The organism is Paenibacillus sp. J22P165 (assembly GCF_059692015.1).
This window is the reverse complement of record NZ_JCAUAP010000012.1, coordinates 1-18,625: the sequence shown is the minus strand read 5'-3', so window position 1 is coordinate 18,625 and position 18,625 is coordinate 1. Positions and strand designations below refer to the sequence as shown.

16 protein-coding genes and 1 pseudogene are annotated in these 18,625 nt (G+C 44.6%); 9 read left to right on the top strand and 8 right to left on the bottom strand.

Annotated elements, in window-relative coordinates:
• Window positions 1–12 precede the first annotated feature (12 nt).
• The 5 genes from AC58QM_RS27500 to AC58QM_RS27480 all read left to right on the top strand — a co-directional run bounded on the left by AC58QM_RS27500 (window position 13) and on the right by AC58QM_RS27480 (window position 5,850).
• On the top strand, window positions 13–825 hold the full coding sequence (locus AC58QM_RS27500; RefSeq protein ID WP_497287987.1) for a helix-turn-helix transcriptional regulator: 813 nt from the start codon (window positions 13–15) through the stop codon (window positions 823–825).
• A gap of 18 nt (window positions 826–843) precedes the next feature.
• Complete coding sequence (locus AC58QM_RS27495; protein ID WP_497287986.1) at window positions 844–1,335, top strand: CYTH domain-containing protein; 492 nt, start codon at window positions 844–846, stop codon at window positions 1,333–1,335.
• A gap of 27 nt (window positions 1,336–1,362) precedes the next feature.
• Complete coding sequence (locus tag AC58QM_RS27490) at window positions 1,363–1,956, top strand: HAD-IA family hydrolase (RefSeq protein WP_497287985.1); 594 nt, start codon at window positions 1,363–1,365, stop codon at window positions 1,954–1,956.
• 144 nt (window positions 1,957–2,100) lie between these two features.
• On the top strand, window positions 2,101–2,514 hold the full coding sequence (locus AC58QM_RS27485) for a hypothetical protein (RefSeq protein WP_497287984.1): 414 nt from the start codon (window positions 2,101–2,103) through the stop codon (window positions 2,512–2,514).
• Window positions 2,515–2,580: 66 nt separating this feature from the next.
• A complete protein-coding gene (locus AC58QM_RS27480) occupies window positions 2,581–5,850 on the top strand; it encodes a response regulator (protein WP_497287983.1) in 3,270 nt (1,089 codons plus the stop codon).
• Between the two features lie 60 nt (window positions 5,851–5,910).
• Here the strand turns inward: AC58QM_RS27480 and AC58QM_RS27475 are convergent, their stop codons facing one another.
• The 4 genes from AC58QM_RS27475 to AC58QM_RS27460 form a co-directional block, all read right to left on the bottom strand.
• Complete coding sequence (locus tag AC58QM_RS27475) at window positions 5,911–6,063, bottom strand: hypothetical protein (RefSeq protein WP_497287982.1); 153 nt, start codon at window positions 6,061–6,063, stop codon at window positions 5,911–5,913.
• Between the two features lie 121 nt (window positions 6,064–6,184).
• Window positions 6,185–7,039, bottom strand: a complete 855-nt coding sequence (locus AC58QM_RS27470; protein ID WP_497287981.1) for an SDR family oxidoreductase — start codon at window positions 7,037–7,039, stop codon at window positions 6,185–6,187.
• Window positions 7,023–8,129 (bottom strand): mannonate dehydratase, encoded by a 1,107-nt coding sequence (uxuA, locus tag AC58QM_RS27465; RefSeq protein WP_497287980.1) that lies wholly within the window; start codon window positions 8,127–8,129, stop codon window positions 7,023–7,025. Before uxuA ends, AC58QM_RS27470 begins: the two co-directional genes overlap by 17 nt.
• Window positions 8,130–8,159: 30 nt before the next feature.
• Window positions 8,160–8,837: a GntR family transcriptional regulator gene (locus AC58QM_RS27460; RefSeq protein ID WP_497287979.1), complete on the bottom strand. Its 678-nt coding sequence runs from the start codon at window positions 8,835–8,837 to the stop codon at window positions 8,160–8,162.
• A 201-nt stretch (window positions 8,838–9,038) separates the two neighbouring features.
• On the opposite strand from AC58QM_RS27460, the gene AC58QM_RS27455 reads away from it, so the two are divergent.
• On the top strand, window positions 9,039–10,526 hold the full coding sequence (locus tag AC58QM_RS27455; protein WP_497287978.1) for an amidase family protein: 1,488 nt from the start codon (window positions 9,039–9,041) through the stop codon (window positions 10,524–10,526).
• A gap of 38 nt (window positions 10,527–10,564) precedes the next feature.
• Here the strand turns inward: AC58QM_RS27455 and AC58QM_RS27450 are convergent, their stop codons facing one another.
• Window positions 10,565–11,644, bottom strand: coding sequence for a ParB/RepB/Spo0J family partition protein (locus AC58QM_RS27450; RefSeq protein WP_497287977.1), 1,080 nt, complete (start codon window positions 11,642–11,644; stop codon window positions 10,565–10,567).
• Between the two features lie 226 nt (window positions 11,645–11,870).
• Here AC58QM_RS27450 and AC58QM_RS27445 point away from each other — a divergent pair, with 226 nt between their 5' ends.
• Window positions 11,871–14,186, top strand: coding sequence for a bifunctional diguanylate cyclase/phosphodiesterase (locus AC58QM_RS27445; protein ID WP_497287976.1), 2,316 nt, complete (start codon window positions 11,871–11,873; stop codon window positions 14,184–14,186).
• Between the two features lie 68 nt (window positions 14,187–14,254).
• On the opposite strand, the gene AC58QM_RS27440 is transcribed toward AC58QM_RS27445, so the two are convergent.
• Complete coding sequence (locus AC58QM_RS27440) at window positions 14,255–15,061, bottom strand: histidinol-phosphatase (protein WP_497287975.1); 807 nt, start codon at window positions 15,059–15,061, stop codon at window positions 14,255–14,257.
• Window positions 15,062–15,084: 23 nt separating this feature from the next.
• Window positions 15,085–15,987 carry a LysR family transcriptional regulator gene (locus AC58QM_RS27435; protein ID WP_056613689.1) on the bottom strand — a complete coding sequence of 301 codons (903 nt, stop codon included), beginning with the start codon at window positions 15,985–15,987 and terminating at the stop codon, window positions 15,085–15,087.
• A 261-nt stretch (window positions 15,988–16,248) separates the two neighbouring features.
• Here AC58QM_RS27435 and AC58QM_RS27430 point away from each other — a divergent pair, with 261 nt between their 5' ends.
• Entirely contained in the window at window positions 16,249–17,775 is a 1,527-nt protein-coding gene (locus tag AC58QM_RS27430) for an MDR family MFS transporter (RefSeq protein WP_497287974.1), read from the top strand.
• Window positions 17,776–17,788: 13 nt separating this feature from the next.
• Entirely contained in the window at window positions 17,789–18,367 is a 579-nt protein-coding gene (locus AC58QM_RS27425; protein WP_497287973.1) for a PadR family transcriptional regulator, read from the top strand.
• Window positions 18,368–18,441: 74 nt separating this feature from the next.
• Here the strand turns inward: AC58QM_RS27425 and AC58QM_RS27420 are convergent.
• Window positions 18,442–18,625 (bottom strand): annotated as a pseudogene (locus tag AC58QM_RS27420) (hypothetical protein); the annotation flags it as partial.

Sequence of the window (18,625 nt, the reverse complement as noted above, 5' to 3'; positions counted from 1 at the left end):
TGAATCATTCTTTTGAATAACCACCGAATTTATCATCATCGACTCTCGTACGAGAAGCCACCAGTCCCCGGTTGGAAAGATATCCGTAATACGACAGATGTACACTCGCTGTATTGGATTATGAGTGGTGAAGGGGAATTTCGCCATGAGACTGATGATGTGCCGCTGCACGTGCACGCTGGGAATTTGTTGTATTTAAAGCCTGGATTTACACTCACGATGACATCTTCTACAGACAAGCCGTTATGTATTAGGATGCTCCTTTTTGATGCCTGGCATATTCCCTATGAAAACCTTAATTGGTTGAAGCCAATTCCTGTAGATTCGCTGCCGATTCCCTTCTATAAACTGTACACCGTTGAGCAATCGGATTGGCTGGAAGCACAACTTACCCGCTTATGGTCCTTGCATGGAACAGATCCAGAAATACGGCAGGCTGAATTCCAGTATGTCTTAGTGCGGCTAATTCAATTCATGCGCGATACAGATACGTCCAGTGACCCTTATATGAAAGCCTTTCAACAAGCAAAGATGTGGATCGAAACTTGCTATCATCAGCCCATTCGTCTGGAGGAGTTGGCGAAAACATACCATATCTCTGTCTCGCAGTTGCGTAAAATGTTTATGAAGCACGTGGGTATCTCGCCAAAGGCGTATCTAAATCAGGTTCGGAATGAGCAAGCGAAGACGATGCTTTTACTGACCGATGAGCCGATGAAGGCGATCGCGGATGCTTGTGGATTTGCAGATGAGTTTCATTTTGGTAAAATGTTTCGAGTATGGAACGAGATTTCACCGGTTCGTTTTCGAACAATGAACAAATAGAGAGGGGCTAACCGAATTATGGGTGCCGAGATTGAAAGAAAGTATTTATTGCCCGCATTTCCTGCGGCTGCACTAGCGAATAACGAGTTGACCCAAGTGTCTAAGCAATATATTTATCAAACCTATTTGGCTTTCTCCGACGACCAAGAAATTCGCGTCCGCCAGCTCATTGATAGCTCAGGAGAATCACAGTATACGCATACCTTCAAATCGGGACACGGGATGGTGCGAGAAGAAGTCGAGTACAGCATTACGGAGTCCATCTATAAACAGTTGCTGGAGCGTACGGGATTAATTCCGTTAGAGAAAATTCGTACGACCCTTGAAGCGAATGGATTTACTTATGAAATCGATGAGTATAAACAAATTGATTTGCTTGTCGTTGAAGTCGAGTTCCCTGATTTGCAGGCTGCGCAGCAGTTTGTGCCACCTGCCTGGTTTGGAAGAGAGCTCGGTTCGGAGGAAGAATTCCGTAATAAATCAATGTGGGTTGCCTTACAGAAACGCTAATTCTAATAGGGGAAAGGGGGAGGTAGCATGGCTAGACCGCAATTGGTTCTTGATGTTGCTGGCGTGCTCGTAACGAATTTCTCACCGCAAGCTTGGAATGGATTTTCTAGTGGCACGGAGGGCGAGTCGTTAGTTTCCTTGCCTCATCGCTTTAAAGAAATTAAGGGCGATCTGTGGGTTGGTAAAATGAAGGAAGAAGACTTCTGGATCTGGTTAAACGATTTGTTTCCAGAGCTGAACAACAAGGTCGATCGTTCATGGATACTCCAACAATTAAAACCGTTAGCGGCGATGCAGCATCTGGAAGCTTGGAGTCAGCACGCGGATATTCACTTGCTCAGTAATCATCGAATCGAATGGCTGACACATCTGCTGAATCCCATTCTCCCCTATTTAAAAAGTACAACGATTTCGAGCGAGGTGGGGTACTGCAAACCAAATAGTGAGGTGTACGAGCTAGTTCGCACGTATTTTGCCAATGAGCAAGCGGCGATCTTGTTCGTGGATGATCAAGAGCGAAACCTTGCGCCTGCTAGAGTTATTGGTTGGCATACCTTACTGGCCGATTCGGAAGAAACTTGGATTAGTCGGGTTACGGCATTTATAAATGAGAATAAGTAACAAGTCCCCACGCCATCTCGGATTCGTTAGGGAAGTGTGAGTAAAAAACATGCTTCCCTAAAATGCGAGATAGAAGTTTCACAACACTTTCTAGATATGATCTAAGTAGTGTTAGAACTTCTAAACGAATTGTGAGGGCCATCTATGAATTTAATCCACTATTATCGTCAGCAATTTATCGAGTTAACAGCCCAGTTCGAGCAAGTGTGGGAGGAAGACTCGCAGTATAAATTCGGTTTTCTTTGGCGTTTACAAGGAAACACTCCTTATAAAGAAATATTTCATATGAACCAAACCGGGCAGGAACCACTTTATCTAATGTATGCCATTGAGCTGCCGGAGTCGTATAAAAGAACAAACATTAGCGATGTTATCAAGAATGTCGCTTCTGACTATGAGTTGTCCATGTACGTGTTCTCAAGCAAAATTATGTTGACGTCTTGTATATCCATTGAATATCTACAACAAACGTCATTAGGCTTTATTCATCATGCTCGTGCTGAGTTGATCGATTTAGTCTTCTCCGTAATCCAACAAGTAGATTATGAAATCGTATAGATCTTGCATTTTTTGATATCTATAATAGTGATAGATGGATGAGCGCAATCCGATGGGGTGAGTACGATGCTGAAAGACCTATTAAACAATTTTTCGATCGTAGCGGTATTTGTATTTATTTCTATTCAGATTTTTTTCTCTCCTAAATTAAAGGCAACAGCTCGATGGAAATTTCAACTATTGGCGGGTATCACGCACGGGTTATTCGGTGTTGTACTTGCCTTTCTCGGTGTCCATGTGGGCGAAAGGCACATTTTAGATTTGAAAGCGATTGCAATACTGATGGCCACGTTCATTGGTGGAGGCGTCTCGGGATTTATCACAACGGTTATCATTATTATTGGTCGAACGATGATAGATCCTGCGGTTTTGCTGCGCGTATCGATTTTGGGCTTTATTATCTATGCGGGATGTACGCTTATTCATTACTACATCCGGAACTTTGCAGTCAAATGGTTGCTGCTCGTGTTATGTCCTGTCAGTGTTTTATTCGTCGATATGGTAGTGATCTATCAGCTTCCTGCCACTGAACTTGTGATTCCGAACTTACTCCTGCATCTAGCAGCGGGCCTGTTCGTAGCTGGACTTATCCGCTATTTCCTACGTGCTGAAGAGCTTAGAGGGCAAGTGCGTCATATGCAGCAAGAGCTATCGGATATTCTGCGATTCCAGCCTGGGCTTACGTTTAAGCTCAAAAAAGTACAAAATAAATTGGTATATACCATTATCGATGGTCAATTATTGCATCAGCTCGGGATTAAACCCGACGACTATTTCTATCGAAATGTCCATACGATTCCCTATTTTTCAAAGGATGTTGCGCTGTTCTTACAGGCGAAGTATGAAGAAGCTTATGAAGGAAAGCCAGTGGCTTATGAGATGGACGTCCAAGGGAAAGTTATCTTCACTACTTTACAACCCGTATTTGATGGTGAACAGGTGGTTGAAGTAATAGGCTCGGCAACAGATGTTACCGAAAAGACTTTGGCGGAGCGTCGCATACAGGAAAGTGAGGAACGGAATCGGATTCTCGTTGAGAACTCGCAAGAAGGGATTCTTGGTTTCACAACCGAAGGTGAAATTACCTCGGCCAATCAAGCGGCTTGTCAACTCTCACAAAGCAGATTAGAGGACATGCTAGGCGTAAAAATAACCGCATTTCTCCCCCTTTCGGAGCAGAAGATTTGGGAGCAGCATTTTCAGAAAGTGCTTATCAGTGAAGAAAATGTGAGGTTTGAGATGACACTTCCTTCATCAGAGGGAATACGAAGAAACTATCGGGTTACACTTTCAGCCTATCATCACGCAACAGGTGAAGTGAAAGGCATTGTGGGTACGCTACACGATTTTACGGAAGCCTCTATGCGTCATGCGGCTGATCAAGCGAACCACGCGAAAAGTCATTTTATTGCTAAAATGAGCCATGAAATTCGTACGCCTTTGAATGGAATCATCGGGCTATCACAACTTTTAGGGAAAACACCACTCTCTGATCATCAGAAGGATTACTTAACGAATATTACCTCTTCCTCACACACTTTATTAGGGATTATCAATGATGTGTTGGACATATCCAAAGTAGAGGCAGGGAAATTAGAGGTAGAACGAACAAGTTTTCATCTGGATGGGTTGTTGAAGGAGCTCTCTAACATTTGCAGTGTGTTATCGAAGAGCCATCCGATTGAGCTTATTTTTAGCACACCAGCCGAACTGCCTAGACAATTACTAGGAGACCCGTTGCGATTGAAACAGGTTCTGCTGAATCTCTGCAGCAATGCAATTAAATTTACTAGCGCGGGCTATGTCATGCTTCATATCGAGCTGTGTCCGCAGTCAACATCTGAAGAGATACGACTGCAGTTTAGCGTAGAAGATTCCGGTATTGGCATATCGACAGATCGCCTTTCTTTCATATTTGAACCTTTCTCTCAAGCAGATGGCTCAACGAGTCGCGAGTATGGCGGAACGGGTTTGGGGCTTCCAATCAGTCAACATTTGATCAGTCTGATGGGCGGGGTGCTTAACGTTCAAAGCACAGTTGGAAGCGGGAGCCGGTTCGCATTTACACTGCCATTCCAAGTGATTGAGCAGGACGATCCTGATGAGTGGGATATTGGCGAAGGGAATACCCCTTATCGCATTTTGGTTGTCGAGGACCATCCGCTGATGAGAAACAGCTTGCAGGAAATGTTGGAGTCATTTTCTCTCCTAGTCACGACCATTCCTTCATGGTTTGCGTTATTTCAGCAACTGAGAGACCAAGAAGAAAGAGAAGATGAATATCCGTGCCTCATCCTCGATATGGAAAGCGATGACATGTATGGTTTAGAGACATGGGATACGCTCCTTACAAACATTCATCGAGATCGTACGCGTATCATTTGTTTGACATCTTCCATGGGGAAGGAAGAGCTACTTACACTTCCAGAAGAGATCAGACCTGATGCGGTGCTTGTTAAACCGATTAGCCGACTAGAACTGCATCAGACGCTGAACTATTTGTTCCATGCTAATGATCAGACGCAGGAAGCTACTTATGGGCCGAAATTGAATGACTCACTTGCTAATCAAGCAAGGGGGCATATTCTTCTTGTTGAAGATAATGATATCAATCAACAAGTTGCTACGGAGCTCATTGAGGAGCGAGGCTATAAGGTCACCCTAGCGACAAATGGTGAAGAAGCATTGGATAAGCTGGAAAAAAGCGAGTTTGCATTGGTTCTTATGGATATCCACATGCCTGTTATGGATGGTGTAGAAGCAACGAGACGGATTCGGTTGAATCCAAAATTTCGTGAATTGCCAATTATCGGACTTACAGCTAACGTGGTCAAACAGGACCATGAAGCCTATATCCGAATGGGTATGAACGATATCGTTAGTAAGCCATTAGATGTGAAGCATCTGTTCCGAGTCATTCATAAATGGATAGAGCCTAAGATGGGGAATGAACGAGAAAGAAACATGAAGGAACCTCACCTTGTTGAAGAAACGCCTTATTATCAAGGCATTGCTGCGATAGACTGGGAAGGGGCTTTGGCCCGCGTAGAGGGGAAAGAAAGTATCCTTCTCGTTATGCTGCAGTTGTTTAAGAAAAATTACAGCGATTTTGCTGATCAGCTTCGGGGATATCAACATGAGGAGGATTGGGTGGCTGCCAAAAGAGCAGCACATACACTCATCGGTGTAGCCGGCAGCTTGTCGGCCGATGCTCTGCATGCGGAAGCGGTTAAGCTCCAATCCGCGATTGTCGAGAAAGCAAATTACGTGGAGCAGCTTGCTGAGATTGAAGCGGAAATTAAACGTATTATCGTGTGTATTCCGGATGAAGTGTAAGCGGTGTTGAAGGAGCATGCATATCGCACCTTAAGTTGGTACTCATCAAGATTCTCTAGGTTAGGAGGGGAGGATGAGATCATACTTAAGGTTTTTTGTTGTATGTGGCCACATTAGCAGACCACTAACAATTCCCGCCTTCGCTGATTGACGTTCCCAGTCACCGTGTATGCGATCATCGCTTGCATCCATTCTTCGTACTTTTGCTTGCATTCGAATCACCCTCCTGCAAATTATCAAGTATAAACAAACAAAAACCGTTCCATGGCATAGCTCACAATGAGCGTTATGCAATGAAACGGCGTGTGCTTCACTCCGTCTAGACGAACAAAATCTAAACGCCCGAATAGGCCATAAATCCGCCATCCACAGGGATCGTCGTACCCGTAACGAAGCGGGACATATCGGAATCGGCCAGCCATAGCAACGTGCCTAGTAAATCTTCCGGCTTGCCAAATCGGCGCATGGGGGTGTGGGCAATGATTTTATGCGAGCGGTCCGTTAGTGAGCCGTCTTCTTTCATTAACAATTTGGCATTTTGCTCTGTCAAAAAGAACCCTGGTGCAATGGCATTCACACGAATGCCGCTTTCTGCCAAGTGAACAGCTAACCATTTCGTAAAATTGTCGATAGCTGCTTTGGCTGCGCTGTAGGCAGGAACTTTCGTCATTGGCGAAGGCGCGCTCATGGAGGAGATATTAATGACGGTTGCGCCATCTTTGCCATGCATATGTTTAGTAAACACTTGCGTTGGAATCAATGTACCCACGAAGTTAAGATCCAGCACGTTGCGGAAACCAGGGATGCTTAGATCATAGAAGGATTGTACATCGGGATTCGCCACATCCTCCATTTTGAAAATCTCATTCGTCGTATTCGCACTGGCATGATTGCCGCCTGCGCCATTAATCAGAATATCACAAGTGCCCAGCTGCTCGATTACAGAGGCGGCGGCTTGCTCTACACTTTCAGCTACTGTGACATCGCAGGCAACAGCAATCGCTTCGCCACCAGCCTCCTCAATTTCACGAACCACAGCTAAGCCTTTCTCGTGGGTGCGATTTAGAATAGCAACACGTGCGCCTTGTCTAGCTAGTTCGACAGCCATCACGCGGCATAGGACGCCAGCGCCCCCTGTAATCACGACGACTTTCCCCTTGAGGGATGGAAAATTAGTTAATAGGCTCATATTCAGTGACAACTCCTTTTTGTGATGTAACGTCTTGGCGACACAGCATGTCCCAAAGTCCCCATAAATACATGATTCCTAATGCGCGGTCATAGAGCCCATACCCAGGTCTGCAGCGCTCATCCCAAATATGTCGGCCATGATCCGGACGGCAGAAACCTTCGTAATTGTTGGCATGCAGCGCCTGCACAATACCTGACATATCCACCGTGCCATCCTTCGTACGATGAGAGGTCTCGATGAAATCACCATTCTCATATACGCGAACATTCCGCAGATGGGCAAAAGGAATCCGATCTGCGAATTCATGCACGATCGAGACAATATCATTGCTCGGGTTCGCACCGAGTGAGCCACTGCACATCGTAAGCCCGTTATACGGGCTGTGATGTAAGGCTAAGAAGCGGCGAATATTCGCTTGGCTCGTCATCAATCTAGGCAATCCAAAGACGGACCATGGCGGGTCATCCGGGTGGATGGCCATTCGGATGCCGTGCTCAGCGGCTACAGGAATGATTTCATCTAAGAAATACTTGAGATTTGCCCAGAGATGCTCTTCGGTGACATCTTTATATGCGTCAAAAAGTTCCGTCAAATGAGCCAGTCGCTCAGGCTCCCAGCCAGGCATGCTGAAATCAGGATTGGCATTAATTCGACCGACATGCTCGGCAAGATCGAGATTGGCAATTTTACTTTTTTCATAAAATAATGCCGTAGAGCCGTCTTCCAGCTCCTTATGTAAATCCGTCCGTACCCAGTCGAAGACAGGCATGAAATTGTAGCAAATGACTTTGACTCCAACTTGTGCCAGTGTTGCGATCGTTTTCTTATAATTAGCGATGTAGATATCACGACTTGGCAGTCCTAATTTAATGTCTTCATGAATGTTGACGCTTTCTACAACTTGCATATGCAGGCCAGCGGTATCAGCTTCGGCTTTGATCTTCTGAATCTTGTCTATCGGCCATTCTTCACCGGCAGGAACATCATGGAGTGCCCAGACAATGCCTTCTACACCAGGAATTTGTTTAATTTGCTTAAGCGAGACCGTATCGTTGCCCTCTCCAAACCAGCGGAATACCATTTTCATAACTGTGCACTCGCCTCCATTGTTATCAACCTATTTGAAATACGTAGGGAATTTCTCTTTCAATAACGCTTGATCGGCAATGCCGACGTGAAGATGAGCACGGATTAATTGCTCTGCCGTATCAGGCTTCTGCTCCTTGATGGCATCAACAATTTGCCTATGTTGCGCATAAAGCTCATCCCAATGATGATCCGTCGCTAAGCGAAGCATACGGGTACGGTTCAAATGTACATTAATTTGCCCAATGACCGCCCATGTGTTCATTTTCTTGCAGCCTTCGAAAATCGTTCGATGAAACGCTTCATCAAGCTCGAACATTCTCTTGTAGTCTTGTTCATCCATGCACACTTTCTGCGAGGCCAAATTCATTTGAAGTAAACGCAGAGACTCGTCTGGAAAAGACAAACAGGCCAAGCGAATAACAGCGCTTTCTAGATGTTCGCGAATGAAGCGTGCTTCATCCACTAGCTCCAAATCAATGCGAGAGACAACCGTACCGCGTTGCGGGTAGATGTCGAGCAGACCTTCCTGTGCAAGTTGGACGAAGCTTTCACGAACAGGCGTCCGACTCACATTGAAGCTTACCGACATTTCTTTCTCCGAAATGGTGGCTCCTGGGAGCAGGGTAAGACTTAGAATTTGATCTTTTAGCGTGTGGTAGACAGCATCTCGGGTTGAGCTAATCAGTGGTTTTTTGAAAAAATCCATGCGGGTCTCCTTTGCTACACGTAACCTAAACTCATATTACCATACTTGTATGGTAGTGTGGTAGTGGGTGATTGTTCGGATTTTAACTTAACTTTTCCCCGATAGTTGCTTATAGGTAAACTCGCCGACTTCCTTTTACAGGAAATGTATATCAGATGTAGAAATGTTGTAGCTATCACAGAAAAGATGAGGAGTTCACCTATGTCGATAGACCCAATACAAGAGAAATGGCTGATTGAAGCAGATATTATAAGCATCCAGGAAGCGATGACGGCGGGGGTGGTTACCTCGGTGCAGATCGTGCAAATGTATCTAGCTCGTATTGCGAAGTATGATTCCGTATTGCATGCAATTTTGGAAATAAATCCAGATGCACTGCACATTGCGGAAGCTCTAGACAAAGAAAGAAGTTCCAAAGGAGCGCGCGGGATATTGCACGGTATTCCTATTCTATTAAAGGATAATATCGATACGCAGGACAGGATGCATACGAGTGCTGGCTCGCTATCCCTTGCCAATTCGTTTGCTGCTGAGGATTCTTTTGTCGCGTCTCAGCTTCGCGCGGCTGGCGCCGTCTTACTTGGTAAAACCAATATGACCGAATGGGCTGGTTTCATGTCCGGACAAATCTGGGCAGGGTATAGCTCTCGAGGCGGATTGACCCTGAATCCATATGGCCCAGGTGAGTTTTTCGTCGGTGGGTCAAGCTCTGGTTCTGCGGTAGCAACGGCAGCACATTTTGCAGCTGCTGCCATTGGCACGGAAACATCGGGCTCGATTATTAGCCCTTCCAGTCAAAACAGTCTCGTTGGTATTAAGCCGACCTTAGGGCTTGTTAGTCGATCAGGCATAATTCCGATTGCGCATAGTCAAGACACTGCGGGCCCTATGGCTAGATCGGTTCGGGACGCAGCGATCGTACTTGGCGCTTTGACAGGAATAGATGAGAGGGATGCTGCTACGTTATCAAGTAAGGGGCATTCGGTTCAGGATTATACCCAATTCCTTGAAGATGGTTTTTTGGCAAAGGCTCGTATCGGAATTCCCCGTTTTTATTATGAGCATTTAGATGAAGCTAGACTTGAAATCGTTGAAGCGGCGATTGCCGTTTTGAAGAAAAAAGGGGCATCGATTATCGATCCGGTCGTACTGCCCTGTGAACAAATAAATTGGGATTACAATGTCATGTTATACGAGTTTAAAAAGGGCTTGAATGATTATCTAGCAAAGCTGCCCGAACATGTACCGGTTCATTCTTTGGCTGAAGTCATTGCCTTTAATGATGAGCATGCGCCTAAGACACTGAAATATGGGCAAGGAAATTTAGTGAGGTCAGAGCAAACAAGCGGGACATTAACGGAGCAAGCTTATACAGATAGTCTGAGGAAAAATGGGGAGTATGCTCGTGCACTCGGCATTGATTATGCGCTTCAGGAGCATCAGCTTGATGCGCTCTTATTTCTGGGGAATGAAGGCGGTGCTGACCTCGCTGCTAGAGCGGGCTATCCTTCGATAACGGTTCCTGGCGGGTACGCTGCAACAGGGATTATCGCACCAGGCGGCTATATGACCAAAGGTCCGCAAGGCATTACTTTCATTGGAGCGGCGTACAGTGAACTTACGTTGCTTCGAATTGCCTATGGATTCGAACAATCAACAAAACACCGCATCCAGCCCGTGCTTTCCTAGGTAGGATAAGCGTGAGTCACATGCGGCGTCTGTAATCATTACTGCGAGACAGCGAATACTTGAATCTTTTTCCAAGCTTCCAATTGTTGTTCCAACTGTTCCACTAACGTCGAGACGTCCTGTGAGAACAGTTCTTTTTGTTGTTCATTCATCTCATCCTGCGCCATAGCTAGTTCGCTTGGAGCGGGTGGAGCAGGAAATGTGCGAATCCATTGCTGCAGTTTAGCATGAAGTGGGTTTACAGTGACTGCGTGAACGCCGGGTTGCTCAGAGGGAGACGTAGTTGGTGCTACGACTACATCTTTGACTTCAACTGCAGTTTCACTAGCTGTCTCCGCCTCATTAACCTGATCTTTAACCTTCTCAGCCTTGGCAGGTGCCTTGGCTGTAATGGGTTTCGCTCGCTCTGCTCGATTGTTCTGGAAGGTGGACCAGGTTTCAATTAATTCAGGCCCAGACTTATAAAGCAACTGGCCTTTGATTCTGTCAGAGATGTCCTTGTCCTTAAACATCTTCGCAATTTTCTTCACATCACTGACTGGCATCTCATCACGTGCCATGATCAGCGCAATAGGATCACGATGCTCCATTGGCAGATCCTTCAGCGGTAACAATTGATCCTCTGTGAGCTTGTCTTTACGGATCTCGGTTCCAGAAACGATGAGCTTCTTAATGGCGTTCCCAAACTTGAGCAGCTCACATTTGTTTTTGATATAGGATTCAGGCTTGCCCAGCTTGCTAGAGAGATATTTAATGGAAGAGCTAAACTTCGAGTCATGCATGAGCTTATGAAAAGCTTCGGCTTCCTCAATCGGAGAGAAGCCTTCTCGTGTTAGATTTTCAGCAATCTGTTCCAAATAAATTTCCATCTCATCCGTTACCGTGGATACGATACAAGGGATTGTTGGAAGACCTAGCATTTTACTAGCTTTGTAGCGGCGATTTCCATAAATAATCTTATACCGATTGTCAGTGGTAGTGCGTACTTTAATCGGAGAGAGTAAGCCAATTTCACCAATACTTTTCATTAATTCTTGTAATGCCTCTTCATCGAATTGATAACGGGGTTGGTCCGTGTCTTCATCAATGAGGTGCATAGAAATTGTATGTATATCCATCTTCATGTCTCCATTCGTTCAAGGTCGTCTAGCTTAATTATATAACAAGGTTGGAAACGTGGGAATCCATTCCATAGAAAGCATTCTCAGTTAGAAGGAACGTAACGATTCCAAATCATCTTGGGCAGCAAATAAATATATTGCCAGTAAGGGAGAGAAGATGAAATAATAAAGAAAGATGTCGAATCGTGTCATTTGTTCTAATTAAATATGGGAGGAGAGACCTATGAACAAATTGCAGTATATCTTCCTATCCCTCATCTTTGTCCTTCTCTTTACTTCGTCTGAATCGGTTCTCACCACCTATAAAACATCGCTGCTTAATGAATTGCAAAGTACAGAAAGGGCTCAATTGTCCGCTAAAGCGGTTGCCCTGCAGTCTGTCATTAATCGCAACTTTAATTTGATGGTTAGTCTTGAAGCCTACGTAAGTGCCAGCTATTTGCAAGATAAAAGTGATCAAGAAATTCAATCTTACATCGAAGCTTTGTATGCAGGTTCACAGGCTTCCGCTTTGAATGTGGTGATTGCACCACATGGGGTTATGAAGTACGTCTATCCTTTCAAAGGTAACGAAAATATTATGAATTGGGATCTACTCAAGGATCCTCGAGCCCATGTACAGGCACAAGTTCTGGTGGGCTTACAAACGAAAGAAATGACAACTGATGGTCCATTTACGTTGCTTCAGGGCATGCAAGGTTTGGTAGCTCGTAAAGCACTTTTCCAAGATGGGGTTTTCTGGGGCTTCGTATCGGTTGCAATCAACGTAGACGAATTACTCAGCGAATCAGGAATTAAAGACAAGAATTCCGAGGGTCCGAGGATGGCTATTCGAAGATCAGGTATGACCGCATTTTATGGGGAAAATGCCACCTTCTTTCAGTCGCCTTTGATCTCAGTAATCGATCTTCGGGATACACAATGGGAGTTAGCAGCGACGCCTCCCGTCCATGCAATCAAAGCGATGAATAATCAGATTCTAATTACCCGCTGTGCGATACTTCTTGTTTTGCTTCTAGGCTTATTCTTCTTTATTAATATGATTCGACAACGGGATCGATTGGGACAAGCTGTAGATGAACGAACGCAAGAGCTGCAGATTGCGAATGAAGATTTGACCGCAGCGAATGAGGAGTTGATTGCAGGTCAGCAGGAGCTTCAGGAGTCTACGAAACGGATGCAGGAATCGGAGCAAATGTTATCCTACATGGCCTACCATGATGTACTGACAGGTATACATAATCGCGCGCATTTTCAAATCATATTGAAAGAGCAGATTGCTTACAATGAGAAAAGAGGCACCTCGCTAGTCGTCCTTTTCTTTGATCTAGATAATTTCAAAATGGTTAACGATTCCCATGGGCATCACATGGGCGATCATATGCTGCAAGAGGTAGTCTACCGCATCCAGCAATCTAATTTGGCTTACCATACCTTTGCTAGATTTGGTGGGGATGAATTTGCTATTTTGTTAGAGAACAGTCCTAGCGAGCAGGATATCCAGGCATTTTGCGGTCAACTTATCGCTGTCTTGAAACCGCCTTGCCTACTTGCGAATCGCGCTTTCTTTATTAATGCAAGTATAGGTATCGTCCAGTATCCACATGGCGGCACAACTTGGGATGCTTTGTTGAAGAATGCGGATATCGCGATGTATATGGCTAAAAAAGAAAGCGGAAGTTCCTTCTGCTTCTTCAATCAACAGATGGAGATGCTCTCGATCTCGAAGTTGGAAATGGAGAATCATCTTCGCCAGTCACTTGAACGTAACGAACTCGAAATTGTCTATCAGCCGCAAATTGATTGCTTGCAAGGGACTATTATTGGAGCAGAAGCACTTTTGCGCTGGAATCATACGACAAAAGGATACATCTCGCCATCTGATTTTATTCCCTTAGCAGAAGAGCTTGGGCTAATCGATGTAATTGGCGAATGGGTGCTCCGCGGCGCATGCGAGCAGATGAAAGCCTGGCATAGCCTACAAGATGTTCCTCAGATGATTTCCGTTAACATATCTGTTAAACAGTTAAATGATGTTCACTTTGTGGATAAGGTTATGGCCATATTGGAAGAAACAGGACTGGAAGCACGCTACCTAGAGATGGAGATTACAGAGAATGTTGCTATGCTAGATGAGAAGATGGGGGTCCTATACAAGCTTCGAGAGCTAGGTATCTCCATTTCCGTTGATGATTTCGGTACCCATTATTCGTCTCTCAGTTATTTGAAAAGGTTCCCCGTCACGAAAATTAAACTGGATCAGTCGTTTGTCCGCGGCATTCAAACCGATAGCAAGGATCGGGCCATGATCAAAGCGATCATTTCTGTCGCGAATGCCTTTCAGCTGCAAATGATTGCAGAGGGCGTCGAAACTGAAGAACAGGTGGGATTCTTAGTGGCGAATGGCTGTTATCAAATCCAAGGGTATTATTTTCATAAACCGATGAGAAAGGAGCAGCTGCAAGCTGTATTCTGTAAAGGTTTAGAGGAGAAGCTAGCTTTCTTAGGCGAGAAATCTGTTCATACCTATGATATTTAAAAGTAGGATACATAAAAGAGGTGCCCCCATGTTGATAGCACCTCTTTGGTTTATTGAAGAAAAGTCCGCTACAGCGCGACGATCTGTTTCTGTTTCTTTTCGAAATAGACCCACTGCTTGAATCCAATTTCTTTCAAGGTTTTCTGTACTTCTTCCCAATCGTCAGCTACCCGACTAGGGATATGGGCGTCAGATCCGAAAGTAACCTCAACCCCATAATGGAGCGCACGCTCCAGAATTTCGTGTGAAGGGTACCAGCCGCCGACATCTTTTGTTTTGCCTGACGTATTAATCTCAATCGCAACGCCGGATTCTCCAATGATTTTCAAAGTCTCATCGACCTTTGGCGTAGCAATATCTGAAAAGGCTGGGTAGAAGCCTTTCATAGCATCGATATGTCCAAGAATTTGGAACATACCTGATCGCGCGGATTCAGCAATAAGGCGATAATACTCTTCCTTGTGCTCGACGTGCTCCGCTGCGTTCAATTTCTTCCATCTGTTGCGATTGAAGATACTCACCCCACCGGAGAGATGGACAGAACCGATAATGTAATCGAACGGATACTTGGCATATTCTTGCTTATAAATTTCCACGTGCTCTGGGAAATAATCAGACTCTACACCTAGCAGTACATTGATTTTGCTTGAATATTCTTCTTTAAGCTGAAGCACTTCCTCAATATAGCGAGGAAATTCGCTTTTTGCCATCGCGATGGCAGGTTGTGCACGATCTTCGGAGCTTCCAAAGTATGGGGAGTGATCCGAGATGCCAATGACTTGCAGGCCAGCTGCAATGGCAGCCTCAATATAGTCACGTATAGTATCTTGCGCATGTCCGCACCGCTCATGATGCGTATGTAGATCGAATTTCACAGCAAGTCCTCCTAAAAAGTAAACTATTCTGAACCAATAAATTGTGTTTCAGGCATTCCTTTGAGATCGCGAAGAAATTGTTGCATGGCAGAATTCAGGTATCGTCCTGACTTATATACTACGCCTACCGGATGGGTAATATCCAATTCGTTTACTTTTACCATCTTCAATGAGCCATGTCGCAGTTCATCAGCAACAGACATTTTGGAAATGATCGCAACACCCAGATTTAACTCCACCATGCGCTTCACTTCCTCACTGCTAGACAACTCCATGACGATATGAGGCGAGACATCATAGGACTTGAAGATTTGATCGACGAAACGTCGACCCGCAGTTTCTGGGGAAAGCATGATAAACGGAATGTTTCTAAGTTTTTCGATTGATAAATGTGTGAAGCGGCTTAGAGGATGGTGCGTGGAGACGATAAGTTCAAAATTATCATAGTAAAGCACGGACGTCTCCAGTGCTGGATTTTTCTCAAACAAATACGTGATCCCAATATCGATATGACCATTTTCCACGGATGTCATGATCTGAGATGAAGTCATGGAATGAATTGTTGTTTTGATCAGCGGGAATTGATCTTGGAAATAGGAGAGGACCCTGGGTAATATCTGCATGGCAATGGAAGTCGTTGTGCCAATATGGATATGCCCTTGTGGTGTTTGGCTAAGATCGGAAAGACGCTGTTTCAGGTCACTCGTGATCCGCAATATTTTCTCTGCATGTTCTAAGAAAAGTTTTCCACTATCCGTTAAAGTGACGGGCTGATTACGATCGATCAGAATCGTACCGAATTCATCCTCAAGACTTTTTATTTGCGCGGAAACGGCAGGTTGGGTCAAGTTTAGAATTTCACCAGCTTTACGGAAGCTCATCGTCTTGGAAATCGTGAGCAGGGTTTCTAACTGGTTCATATTCATGAGATTACCTCCTGCAAGTTAGATTTAGGGTGTTGAGGTACAAATAAAATTTATCGAAATTGTAAAGGGAATAAAAACCTTTTCTTACTTTATTATATGATAGGAAGTGCTAAGTAGGCAACATGGCAGGATAAATGTGGAGAATGGCGCATAAGTTAGCGAAGTGCAGTGGTTAATAAACCCAAATTTTCAATTGCAAATTACTCAAATTTGAATATAATAATTTATGTAATTAAAATAATAATTGAGGAGACTCACAGTATGTCTTTAACGCGTAAATCAAATCCGACTTGGACCGTTGTGGGCTTGATGCTGGGGCTCTTGCTGGCTTCTTTGGATCAAACGATTGTATCCACGGCGATGCCAACGATTGTATCCAAGCTAGGTGGCTTCAGCCAATTCGTCTGGGTATTCTCGGCCTATCTGATTGCCAATGTGGCGGCGATGCCGATATTCGGTAAATTATCCGATATGTATGGCCGCAAATTATTTTTCATTATCGGAATCGTCGTCTTCATGATTGGATCTGCCCTGTGTGGAACAGCATCATCCATGACGCAGTTGATCATTTACCGCGCTATTCAAGGGATAGGTGGCGGTGCTTTGATGCCGATTACCTTTGCTATTATTTTTGATATTTTCCCTCCAGAGAAGCGGGGTAAAATGCAAGGCTTGTTCGGAGCTGTCTTCGGATTATCCAGCGTGCTTGGCCCTATTATTGGTGCTTATTTCACAGATCATGTTACTTGGGAATGGATTTTCTTTATCAATTTGCCGTTAGGTATTATTTCACTGCTTATGATCATTTTCTTCTACCACGAGAAGGTTGAGCACAGTAAAGCTAAGATTGATTGGGCTGGAACCGTTGTTTTAACAGCTGCTATTGTTTCTTTAATGTTCGCTTTAGAGTTCGGCGGTAAAGAGTATGCGTGGGATTCCATGCTGATTATTGGTTTATTTGCTGGTTTTGTTGTGCTGCTTGCTGGCTTTCTGCTCATTGAGAAAAATGCAGCAGAGCCAATTGTACCGCTTGATTTGTTCAAAAACCGTTTGTTTACTTCAAGTATGGGCGTAAGCTTTGCTTATGGAGCTGTGCTAATTTCAGCCGGTACGTACATTCCATTGTTTATTCAAGGTGTATTCGAAGGATCTGCAACATCTGCTGGCTCGACATTAACGCCTATGATGCTTGGTGTGGTCGTAAGTAGTGCGTTAGGTGGAAGATTTATCGGTAAATTCTCCTACCGGAATGTACTACTTGTCTCTGTGGCACTTCTGCTGGTTGCGACATCGCTGCTTGGCGGCATTTCCATTTATTCCGAGCGATGGGTCATTACAACTTATATGATTATTCTAGGGTTGGGGATTGGCGCTTGCTTCCCAATTACATCCATGTCCGCACTTCATAAAGTTGATTTCCGTCGCCGAGGTACAGTAACCTCCTTAGTTGCATTCTTCCGTTCCGTTGGTTCTGCCATTGGCGTTGCGATATTCGGTAGCATTCAAGTGAACGCATTGAAAGATAACATTACCACTTCACTCAATGATCCAGCGATGGCAGAAAAGTTTCATGATGCGCGTATGCTGCTTCAACCCGAAGTGAGAGCGAATATTCCAACTGAAGTCTTGCATAAACTGCTGGCAGCTTTGGCAGATTCCATTGCCGTCGTCTTCCAAACCACGATCGTGTTAGCTGTACTAGGTCTCGCGTTCATTTTATTAATGGGAAATGCTAAACTAGAAGTTGGTAAAGCGCCTATTAAAGGAGATGTACCAGTAGGACACTAGGAGGTTTACACATATGTCGATGAAGCTGGTCATTCTCGGACTATTAATGGAAGCCAATCGGCATACCTATGAGATTCGCCAAACGATGAAAGAACGCGGCATGACGAATTATATGAAGCTGCAGGATGGCTCGCTGTACTATGCAATGGATCAGCTGCATAAAGAGGGGCTTGTAGAGGCACTAGAAGTCGTGCGGGATACGAATCGGCCCGAGAAGACCATTTATCAAATCACAGAAGCGGGTAAGCGAAAGTTCCAAGAACTATTGTCTCATCAATTGCATGAGGAGATTAAGCACTATCATCCTCTTTATGTCGCTCTGCCATTTACCGTCCATGGCGACCAAGCCAAAATTGCGGACATCCTTGAACATAAAATTTTGGAACAGAAAATGATTATGAACAAGATGAAAAGCTTATACCACGAGCATATAAACATTGTTCCACGTGTCGTTCTGCAAATGTTGGTTGGGAGCTATAAACGTGCTTTTACCGAGTTAAAGTGGCTAGAAGAGTTGCAGCGTGATGCCCGCGAGGGACGGTTGCAGGAGCGGGATTCGGAGCTCGACGTGGATTGGGATCGGATTGAGTGAGGGATAATGGAAGAGAGGCTGTTCAAAAAGTCAATTTAGACTTTTGAATCAGCCTCTTTTCTCGTTAATGACCGTTAATGACCTAGGAGTAATGAACCTGCTTCAACTGCTTCCTGCAAACTAACTGGATTTTCTCCATCTATTTGAAGTTGCTCAAATTGAGCGGGAGATATGTAGCCAATGGTGCTATTCGACCTTGTCCGGTTGTAAAAGAACTCAAGATACCTGTACAGCTTCTGCTGGGCTTCTTGTTTTGTC